Below are 9,423 nucleotides of genomic sequence, written 5' to 3' on the forward strand. Positions count from 1 at the left end.
AGAATTCTTTCTTCCAGGGATGGTCTGCGGTGTAGTTGGCCTACGAAAAGGAGTTCGGCACCGCACTTCGGCGGTGTCGTGCGGTGTATCCGCGTCCTAGCGGGCAGGCTGGATTTGCTCAGCCTGTGCTTCAGCGACGGTGTTGCTTTCGTTTCCCCCAGCCGGAAAAATGCTGGCTTTATCGAGAATCTGATTCAGTGTCTGGTCCAAGTTCTGTGCCAGGCATTCGGCGGCAACCACATGATCCGGGCGGACCACCACGGCAGAGGCGGGATGCTGATGGAACCATTGCTTCAAAACACCTGCCGGATCGCCCAGTACCTGGACTCCCGGCGCGGCGTTCTGCTGCGCCCACGGAAGTTGCACGCTGGGAACTACCTGCACCAAGCTCGCTCCCAAGGCCTCGAAGCGGCGGCGGGTCGCCTCGCTCAGGAAATTCGATGGATCGTTGTTCCATGAGTAGATGCGCCAGCCTAGGTCGGTAGCGTCATCCAGCAGGACTTCGCCGCGTTCACCGTCGATCACCTTGGGCTGCGGGAAGAGCATTCCGGTGCTCGACTTAGCGCCTTCTTCTACTGGCACTGATTTGGAAGCCTGCCAGGTATCGTGCACCACGACTCCGCGGGTGTACTTGGGCATCGGCTTGAAGCCCTGGCCCGATACGTAGGATTTGAGCTTCGGCAGGTGGTCGATCACCGCTGCGGTGGCATCGCGCACCGCCGAGGTGATCTTGCTGCGGTTGGTGACCACCTTGGACATGCCCACCGAAAGGTCGACCATCGCCTTGACATGGTCGCGGCGCTCATCGGCGTAGGTGCCCAGCAACTTCTGTGTGGCCAGGCCGCGAGTTACCGCATGCAGCTTCCAGCCCAGGTTCATCGCATCGCGAATGCAGGAGTTCCAGCCCTGGCCCGCGACCACCGGCATGACATGCGCGGCATCGCCGGCAAGCAGCACACGGTCCTTGCGGAAGCTTTCGGCAACACGTGCATGGTGTGCGTAAACGCGGCGCCGGATGATGTCCAGGCTCGAAGGGTCTTCGACATGGTCCTTGAGCAGCTTGTCCAGGAATTCGTCGCTGTCCACGAGTTCATCGCTCTCGTCCTCCATCAGCGAGAACTCCCAGCGGCGGATGCCATGAGGCAGGCTCAAGGTGGCGTAGGCCCGCGATGGGTCCCCGCCGAATACCGCATGCGGGGTGCCCAGCGGATCGTTGGCAACATCGATCACCACGCCGCGCTGCGCACGGGTAGTTCCGGGGAAGCCGATGCCCAGCTTCTTGCGGGTGAATGACGCGCCGCCTTCGCAGCCGACCACGTAGTCTGCGCGGATGGTGCGTTCCTGGCCGGCGGCGCCGATGGTGACGGTGACGCCCTGTGCATCTTGGACCAGGTCGGTGGCTACGGCACCGAAGCGGACTTCGACGCATTCGTAGCGGCTGATGCCGTCAAGCAGCACCTGGTCAACCAGCGGCTGCACGAAGCCGTTGCGGCGCGGCCAGCCGAATTCACGGGTGGTGGGATTGATTCCGGCGATGACCTTGCCCGAACCATTGACAATTCGCACCTGCTGGTCCGGCACGGTGTGCACCAGAACCTGGTCAACCAGGCCCAGGGACTGCATGGCGCGCAGCGACTCGTCATCGATGCCCACGGCCCGCGGGTAGTCGATCAGCTGGTCGCGAGCCTCGATCAAGATGGTCTGCACCCCGAGCTTGCCCAGCAGGTTGGCCAGGGTCAGACCGGTAGGACCGGCGCCGATGATCAGGATTTCCGTTTGCTCGCTCATTACTTTTCCTCCAATGCCGCGAGTGAAACCCGTGCTTGTTTTCCAACGTATAAAAGGTCAATGCCCAGCCCTGCATAGGCCAGACCATGGCCGCGCATGGCGGCGGCGGCAAAGGCCGGATCGCTGCAGTACAGTCCCAAGCCGATTCCGTGCTCTTGGGTGATCTGCGCCAGTTGTCCGACGGCCTCGGCAACTGGGCCCTCATCCCAGTCCGCCCTTCCGGGCAGCCCGTAGGTCACTGCCATGTCCGAAGGCCCGATGTACAGCGAATCGAGTCCGGGCACGGCTGCGATCTGCGCAGCCGCCTGCACTCCGGCAGCCGATTCAATCTGCACGATGGCAGATACCGCTTCGTTGCCTGCTTGGCAGTAGTCCGTTCCTTGGTACAGGTTCGGGCGGGTCGGGCCCAGGCTGCGGCCACCCAACGGCGGGTATTTCACCGCGTGCACCAAGGCCCGGGCCTGTTCCGCGGTTTCCACGCTAGGAGCCACGATGCCACGAGCACCGCTATCGAGCAGGCGGCCGATCACCCCGGAGTCGATGCTGGCCACCCGCGCGTAGACCCACTGGTTTCCAAGCGGGATCGCACGCAGCATGTTGCAGGCCTGGTCCAACCCGATCTCGCCGTGCTGGAGGTCGATCATCACACCGTCATAGCCGGCGTTCAGCGCGCTTTCGACCACCGCCATCGAGGGCAGTGCTACGTGCAGCAGTACCGGTGCATTGCCTTCTGCGCGGCTCATTTTTCCGAGCCTGCGGCCACGCGGGCCGCGTGCTTTGCGGCGTTTTCAGCGCCGAAGACCGGGACGATTTCGCGGCGCTGGATCAGCCAGTTGCCCTCGACGTTGGCGTACTCCTCGTGGAATTCGCCGACGCTGGCCGGGTGCAGCGGATCTGGCTGGCTGTCGCGGAAGGTCATGTAGTAGGTGGTGCTCTTGATGACGCCGTCCTCGGCGTAGACGCGGGTGCCGCCGGAGAAGTGGCGGACGATTCCAGCGTTGATCTTGCTGCGGCGTTCGCCCCAGGCGCGGATCGCGTCGCGGCCTTCCATTACTCCCATGGGGCCAACCGAACGGCCGTCTTCGGCGTACAGCTCGTGGAGCTTATCGGCGTGGCCGTGATCCAGGCGCCAGTGGAATTCAGCGACCAGTGCCAGGATCTCATTGCGGATATCTGCGGTCAGTTCAGTCATTGCTGGCCTCCTTGCTGATCAGGGTCGCGGAGACTTCTCCGAAACCGTGCGAGTACTTCGCGGTGTAGGTGACATCTTCATCCCAGTCGACGATCATGCCGATCGAGCCCGAAAGCAGGATCTCGCCTGCGCGCAGTGGCTTGCCGGTGCGGATCGAGGTCTCGGCCAGCCATTGGATGGCGTTGATAGGTCCTTGCAAGACGTTGCGTCCCACGCCGCGGGTGATTTCCTCGTCGCCGCGGTAGAGCACCATCTCGACCTGGTCCAGATCGACTTCGTCCAGCGTCTTGCGCGCTTCTCCTACAACCAGGCCTTCGCAGGCGGCGTTGTCGGCCACGGTGTCCAAGATGCTCATCCTGTAGTTGTGGTAGCGGCAGTCGACCAGTTCCATGGCCGGAACCACGTAGTCGATGGCCGCCTTGACGCTGTGAATATCGGCGTCAAGGATGTCGCTCTTGAGCACGAAGGCCAGCTCCGCTTCGATCTTCGGGCGGATGAATGCCGAACGTGGGCGGTCCACCGGGCTTTGGAAGACCATGTCATCAAGCACGATCCCGTAGTCCGGCTGATCAACGCCTGCCTTCTTCTGCACCATCGGGTTAGTCAGGCCGACCTTGCGGCCCACCCGGCGCAGGTTGAATTCTTCTTCGCGGCGCTTGGTGTTCAGCTCCGAGATTGCATAGGCAGAATCCAGATCGCCTTCCTCAAGCTGGTGCCGAATGAAGTCGATGGAGGCCAGATTGGCGCGTGCCTGGTACAGGTCATCTGCGAGCTTCTGGATAATTGCTGACATGTTCAGGCCTTCCTTGAAAGAAAATCGATGGCTCGTTCGTTGAACTTCTGCGGGTCTTCCCACTGCGGCCAGTGCGCCGCATTTTCGATGACGAGCAGTTCACCGTCGGGCAGGTGCGAGGCAAGTTCGCGGCCAGTATCCACACCGCCAGTTGGCTCATGATCGGTCCAGACCAGCAATGTCGGCACCTCCACGGCTGCAAAGTCTTCTTCGGTCACCCGGTTGCGGAAGCGGATTTCAGGATTTTGCAGCACCAAGATGTGCCCAATGGACCGACTGAATCCCTCACGGGAGTAGACTGCCTGCCGCATCCGGACCAGCTCATCGGAGATCAGATCCTCGTTATGGATCACGACCTGCAAGCGGGCCTTGACGTTTTCAAATGTTGGATTGTCCACTGCGTCTCGGGTGACCGAGCGTCCCTTGCTCATTGCTGGCTTACCAACGATGCGGCCGCCTGGTGCGCTGAGAATCAAGGTGTGAACGCGATCCGCATGCTTCTGCGCAAACTTCAGAGCAATCCAGCCGCCCAAGGATTCGCCGCACAGGTGCGCTCGCTCCAAACCGAGCGCATCCAGCAAACCGATCAGGTGCTCTTCATAGTCAGCGATTTCCAGATCGGCGTTAGCCAAGGTGGAGAAACCGTGGCCCGGGTAGTCGTAAGCGACAACGCGGTGGTTCTCTGCCAAAACGCGGATGTTGTGGGTGAAAGCTTCGAGGTGGCCGCTAGTTCCGGCCAGCAGCACGATGGTTTCTTCGCCCGATCCGACGCTCAGAATACGGGTATTCCATTCACCGATCTGCTTGTACTCCAAGGTGTGCGGAAGGTCGCCGATGGCCTGCCACATGGTGGCCATGTCTGCGCTCATTTGGCACCATCCGTGATTGCTGCGACGACGCCGAAGCCGGCGCCCCAGGTTTCAACCGGCCAGTACTTGTCTACGGCCATGCTGTAGCTGCCATGGGTGGACAAAGCGGCGAAGGCAGCGATCCAGGTACGCACCTCATGTGCTCCACTGCCGCCCTCTTCGCCGAACCATTCGTTGGTCCATGCATCTACTGCCGAAAGATCACCGCTGCGCAGCACGTCGAGCACTTGGTTGTCCCAAGCTTCGTTCAGCGGCTGGGTGCTGGCCTTGCCTTCAGCGAACTTGCGGATGTTGGCGAGCATCGTGGTTTCCTTGATCTCGCGCTGTTCGGGAGTCATGGTCGACTCGACCAAGCGCTGGCGCACTTCTTCAGGAGCGTCGTCCCATACCGGGATCGGCGGGTTGTGGGACAGCCCGCCGGATGCGAAGACCAGGACTTTCTTGTCCAGCTTCTTCGCCGCGCGTCCCAGCGCTTCGCCCAGCAGGCGCACCCGGTTCATCGGGGTCAGCGGCAAGCCCACGGAGTTTACGAAAATCGGCACAAATGGGTTGCTGAAGCCGTGGCCGAATACGAATTCAAGTGGCTGGAGCACGCCATGATCTACTTGGAGATTTTCGGAACGAGCGATGTCGATTCCATCTTCAAGGATCAGCTTGTGCAGTTCACGGGCGACGTCGCCGTCGACTGGCAATGGCCCTGCCGCAGTTCCCCAGTCGCCAACGCCGCTGGCCTGAGCGCCGACGCAGAACGGCGGCATCATTTCATACATCACGCCGTTGAAGTGGTCCGGCCCCAAAGCGATGGTGATGTCCGGAGCGAAGTCTTCAACGAATTTGCGGACCCCTTCAATAGCCTCATTGATCTCGGCAAAGATCGTGCCGCCGGGATCAACATTTCCGAACGATGGTGCGTGGGACATGGCAGCAACTGCAAGTGTCATTTGTAGTTTCCCTCGTAGTTTCGGAGCGACCTTGCTCCACGAATCAAGATGAATGTGATCTAGATCATTTCTTCTAGAACAACAATTCTAGAGTTACCGATCAAGGAAAGGTAGCCCTATTTTTGCAGATCCTGAAAGGGAAACAAGGAAAGTGCGGCACGAGACGACGCAAGACCTCCATTGAGAGCACGCTCGCCAATAATCTAGAAGTATTTATCAGAATGCATAATGTCTAATAAAATAGAGTTCGCGCGGAGGCGCCTCTCCACGAAGGTCGCACCTGCGCAGTTCGCTACTGAATTGCCTTTCGAGGATTCAGATGTGAAGCGCGAGCAACAAAATTCGCATTTTCATGTGCATGCAAAAAACGCCCGACCCATCAACCGGAAGCGAAGATGGATCGAGCGGACAGGGAGGCGAAGCCGACAAGCTATACTTCAGTCGGCTCATTAAAGCGGTCAGGTGGCTTATTCAGCACGGCGACCACCGCGCCATAGACTTTTCAGCCGACTTCGACCAGCTCGCGCGACAAATCCGCCAGCTGCTTCACTGAAGCTTCATTGGCACGGGGAACGATGAACAGTTCGCCAGCTACCGTCCATTCAATGCCGGTTTTCACACGCTTGGAAATTCCTTCGACGAGCTCGATCTCAGAACCTCGTGGATCCTTGCAATCAACCTAGGCGCAATCGGAATTGGGAGAAGTTCCCCGTTGCGCGCTGATGCCAGGGTAGCTTCAGGGCCTACCGGAATTGAGGATACGCACGAAGTCAGAGCAGCGTGGCGAGGGTCGCGCCTGCCAGCCCCACCCGGATCCTGGGCGCTCTGATTGTGGACGTGCTGGTATCCATCATCAATACTCCACGTCGCATCGATGACTTCGATTGAGCCACTAAGCTACGCGTACGACAGAGGGAATGCCAGTGGGGTGCTACTTCAGCATTTTTACGTGCGGCAGGCAGGCCAAGCCAACCTCACCGCCGTTTTTCACTGCACTGAGCGTGGTTTCATAGTGCGCACGCAGCAGTTGGCCAGCGAGTTCCGCATCGCGGTCCAGCGCGGCATTGAGGATGTCGCGGTGCTCCTTATCCAGGTCGCGCTTGGCGTCGCGGGTCGCCGGACCGGCCCAGCGCCCGTAGAGCTGGATGAGGTCTGAAAGCGTTCGCGTCATCTCGGTCAGCAGGGAAACTCCGCAGGCTTCGACGAGTTTGTCGTGGAAGCGCTGATGCGCATGGTTCCACGCTGGCGTGTGGTTATCAGGATCCTCATCCGAACGGCGCGGCGTGCGCTCCAGGGTGTGGTGCGCGGCCATCAGCTCGCTCTCCCACTCCAATGGCGCGCGCTCGAAGCCCAGCGAGATTGCCAGCTGCTCGTTGACGCAGCGCATCTCCACGATGTCGCTCAAGTCGGCCAGTGAAAGCTCGGGAACGAAGAAGCCCTTATTGGGGCGAAGGGTGACAAGCCGATCCCCCACCAGCCGGGTCAGCGCTTCACGGATGACCGTGCTGGAGGTTTCGTAGTGCTCGGAAAGGTGCGTGAGCTGCAGTCGATCGCCTGGCTCCCAACGCCCGTCCAAGATATCTGCGCGCAGGGTGTCGCGGATGTGCTTGGACATCGTCTCTGAATCGGTGCGTTTCGCCATGACATAAATCATACCAAAGTCCGCAAAGAATACATTTTTAGTTGACTTATGCATAACGCGGAGGTGACACTGGTTACATCACGCGCCTGCCAGACGTTGTCGCGCACGGCCCGAAAAGACTTGCTAGGAGTAACCAATGAGCGAATCACTGATCGAGACCGCCACCACCAAACAGGTAGATGACCTGTACTGGCGCGCTAACTACTCTGCTATCACCGAAAGCGATGAGCAGCTGCGCAAGATCGTAGCCAGCACCGAGTTGCCGCCATTGATGGTGGCTCTGGCCGCTGCTACCGGCGACTACTCGATCCTTCGTGATGAGCTGCGCCCGCCACAGCCACCGGTCGATACCGTCGGCCAGCCGCACGGCGGCATGGATGCCACTGCACAGGAAGCAGCCCGCGAGCTGGCTTTCGAAGCGCTGCGCAAGATCCGCGACGAGAAGATCACCTCGGTGGACACCTTGAGCGATGAGCAGGCCACCGTCATCCTGGACTGGATCACCAATCAGGCCACCACCGATTACCACCAGATGCTCAAGCACGACATGGCCCTGGTTCCCGAGGTTTCCGGCGCACCAACCTTCACCAAGCAGGAAGTAGCCCCAACCCGCGACTTCACCGTTGCCGTGATCGGCTCGGGCGTAGCCGGCATGGCTGCCGCCTACCGCCTGAAGCAGGCCGGCTTGGACTACACAGTCTTCGAGAAGGGCCACGAAGTCGGCGGCACCTGGTGGAAGAACACCTACCCGGGCGTGCGCTTGGATACCCCCAACTACGCGTACTCCTTCTCCTTCGCGCAGCGCGATGACTGGCCACAGCAGTTCTCCGAAGGCGCCGAAATCCACAAGTACACCCGCGACGTGGCAGAACGCGGCGGCATCACCGAGAACATCCAGATGGGCACCGAAGTGCTGTCTGCGACCTGGGATGAAGAAGATGGCCGCTGGGTGCTGTCCATGATCGTGGACGGCGGCGAAGTGGAAGAACGCCGCTTCAACGCGGTACTTTCGGCAGTAGGCCAGCTGGACCGCCCGAAGTTCCCAGATACCCCGGGCCACGACAAGTTCGCCGGCATCCACGTGCACTCGGCCGAATGGAAGCCGGGCATCGATTTGAAGGGCAAGAAGGTTGCCGTCATCGGTACCGGTGCCAGCGCCTACCAGATCGTTCCAGCCATCGTGGATGAGGTCGAAGAGCTGAAGGTCTTCCAGCGCTCCTCCCCATGGATGCTACCAACCCCGTTCTACTACGAGGACATGCCTGAATCGGTGACCTACCTGGTCGAGCACCTGCCTCAGTACGGCCAGTGGCTGCGCTTCTGGCAGCACTGGCTGGGTGTCGAGGGCCGCCAGCACACCACCGCTGCCGACCCGAACTGGACCAAGGAAGGTTCGGTCTCGGCGATCAACGAGCGGGTGCGCCAGCAGCTGACCGAAATGCTCAAGGAACAGTACGCCGACCGCCCGGATCTGCTGGAGAAGGTCACCCCGGATTACATCGTGGGCGGCAAGCGCATGCTGCGCGATAACGGTGTCTGGGCCGAGAGCCTGAAGAAGCCGCAGACCACCCTGATCACCTCGGGCATGAGCGAGATGACCGAAGCGGGCATCGTCGACGGTGAAGACAACCTGCACGAGCTGGACGTGATCATCTACGCCACCGGTTTCCAGGCCTCGGAGTTCCTCGAGCCGTTGCGCATCACCGGACGCGATGGCAAGGATATCCACGAATACTGGGGTGGCAACGCCACCGCATATGCTGGCGCCACCGTGCCAGGCTTCCCGAACCTGTTCATCGTCTCGGGCCCGAACACCGGACACGTGGTCAACGGCTCGCTGTTCTCGATGATCGAGTACGGCCTGACCTACATCCTGGATGCGCTGAACATCGTGCTGGAAAAAGACCTCAAGGCACTGGATCTGAAGCAGGAAGTGCTGGACACCTTTGTGGCAGATCTCGACGCCGCCAACGAGCAAAAAGCCTGGGGCCACCCGGATGTGCACACCTGGTACAAGAACAAGTTCGGCCGCGTCTCGCAGATCTGGCCTTACCCGATCGTCGAGTACTGGAACATCACCCGCGCGGTCGACCAGTCGCAGTACACGGAGATCCGCTAAGCATGAGCGTTTACAGCTACGCGCAGCGCGGCGCTGACCGCTTCGGTGAGCTCGGTTATGTCACGGAGCTCACCGAAGC

The 9,423-nt window shown here is 60.5% G+C and carries 8 protein-coding genes; 1 reads left to right on the plus strand and 7 read right to left on the minus strand.

The features are described from left to right. Nucleotides 1-96 precede the first annotated feature (96 nt). The 7 genes from ACRDT3_RS08680 to ACRDT3_RS08710 all read right to left on the minus strand — a co-directional run bounded on the left by ACRDT3_RS08680 (nt 97) and on the right by ACRDT3_RS08710 (nt 7,225). A complete protein-coding gene (locus ACRDT3_RS08680) occupies nt 97-1,788 on the minus strand; it encodes a bifunctional 3-(3-hydroxy-phenyl)propionate/3-hydroxycinnamic acid hydroxylase (protein WP_431492599.1) in 1,692 nt (563 codons plus the stop codon). After that, nucleotides 1,788-2,531 carry an HpcH/HpaI aldolase family protein gene (locus ACRDT3_RS08685; protein ID WP_431492600.1) on the minus strand — a complete coding sequence of 248 codons (744 nt, stop codon included), beginning with the start codon at nt 2,529-2,531 and terminating at the stop codon, nt 1,788-1,790. The genes ACRDT3_RS08680 and ACRDT3_RS08685 overlap by 1 nt, the downstream gene beginning before the upstream one ends. Then, nucleotides 2,528-2,980 (minus strand): nuclear transport factor 2 family protein, encoded by a 453-nt coding sequence (locus tag ACRDT3_RS08690; protein ID WP_431492601.1) that lies wholly within the window; start codon nt 2,978-2,980, stop codon nt 2,528-2,530. The genes ACRDT3_RS08685 and ACRDT3_RS08690 overlap by 4 nt, the downstream gene beginning before the upstream one ends. Continuing rightward, nucleotides 2,973-3,773 carry a 2-keto-4-pentenoate hydratase gene (locus ACRDT3_RS08695; RefSeq protein WP_431492602.1) on the minus strand — a complete coding sequence of 267 codons (801 nt, stop codon included), beginning with the start codon at nt 3,771-3,773 and terminating at the stop codon, nt 2,973-2,975. The genes ACRDT3_RS08690 and ACRDT3_RS08695 overlap by 8 nt, the downstream gene beginning before the upstream one ends. Before the next feature lie 2 nt (nt 3,774-3,775). After that, entirely contained in the window at nt 3,776-4,642 is an 867-nt protein-coding gene (locus ACRDT3_RS08700) for an alpha/beta fold hydrolase (protein WP_431492603.1), read from the minus strand. After that, nucleotides 4,639-5,583 carry a 3-carboxyethylcatechol 2,3-dioxygenase gene (locus ACRDT3_RS08705; protein ID WP_431492604.1) on the minus strand — a complete coding sequence of 315 codons (945 nt, stop codon included), beginning with the start codon at nt 5,581-5,583 and terminating at the stop codon, nt 4,639-4,641. The genes ACRDT3_RS08700 and ACRDT3_RS08705 overlap by 4 nt, the downstream gene beginning before the upstream one ends. A 931-nt stretch (nt 5,584-6,514) precedes the next feature. Continuing rightward, nucleotides 6,515-7,225 (minus strand): GntR family transcriptional regulator, encoded by a 711-nt coding sequence (locus tag ACRDT3_RS08710; RefSeq protein WP_431492605.1) that lies wholly within the window; start codon nt 7,223-7,225, stop codon nt 6,515-6,517. Nucleotides 7,226-7,361: 136 nt separating this feature from the next. Between ACRDT3_RS08710 and ACRDT3_RS08715 the strand changes: the two genes are divergently transcribed. Then, nucleotides 7,362-9,344, plus strand: coding sequence for an FAD-dependent oxidoreductase (locus tag ACRDT3_RS08715; RefSeq protein WP_431492606.1), 1,983 nt, complete (start codon nt 7,362-7,364; stop codon nt 9,342-9,344). Nucleotides 9,345-9,423: the final 79 nt, after the last annotated feature.

Origin of the sequence: Glutamicibacter sp., assembly GCF_050701915.1 — a bacterium.
Classification (GTDB): Bacteria; Actinomycetota; Actinomycetes; order Actinomycetales; family Micrococcaceae; genus Glutamicibacter.

What these genes read in the sequence shown, in the direction of transcription:
- ACRDT3_RS08680 (WP_431492599.1), bottom strand. Translation starts at nt 1,788, where the DNA reads ATGAGCGAGCAAACGGAAATCCTGATCATCGGCGCCGGTCCTACCGGT.
- ACRDT3_RS08685 (WP_431492600.1), bottom strand. Translation starts at nt 2,531, where the DNA reads ATGAGCCGCGCAGAAGGCAATGCACCGGTACTGCTGCACGTAGCACTG.
- ACRDT3_RS08690 (WP_431492601.1), bottom strand. Translation starts at nt 2,980, where the DNA reads ATGACTGAACTGACCGCAGATATCCGCAATGAGATCCTGGCACTGGTC.
- ACRDT3_RS08695 (WP_431492602.1), bottom strand. Translation starts at nt 3,773, where the DNA reads ATGTCAGCAATTATCCAGAAGCTCGCAGATGACCTGTACCAGGCACGC.
- ACRDT3_RS08700 (WP_431492603.1), bottom strand. Translation starts at nt 4,642, where the DNA reads ATGAGCGCAGACATGGCCACCATGTGGCAGGCCATCGGCGACCTTCCG.
- ACRDT3_RS08705 (WP_431492604.1), bottom strand. Translation starts at nt 5,583, where the DNA reads ATGACACTTGCAGTTGCTGCCATGTCCCACGCACCATCGTTCGGAAAT.
- ACRDT3_RS08710 (WP_431492605.1), bottom strand. Translation starts at nt 7,225, where the DNA reads ATGGCGAAACGCACCGATTCAGAGACGATGTCCAAGCACATCCGCGAC.
- ACRDT3_RS08715 (WP_431492606.1), top strand. Translation starts at nt 7,362, where the DNA reads ATGAGCGAATCACTGATCGAGACCGCCACCACCAAACAGGTAGATGAC.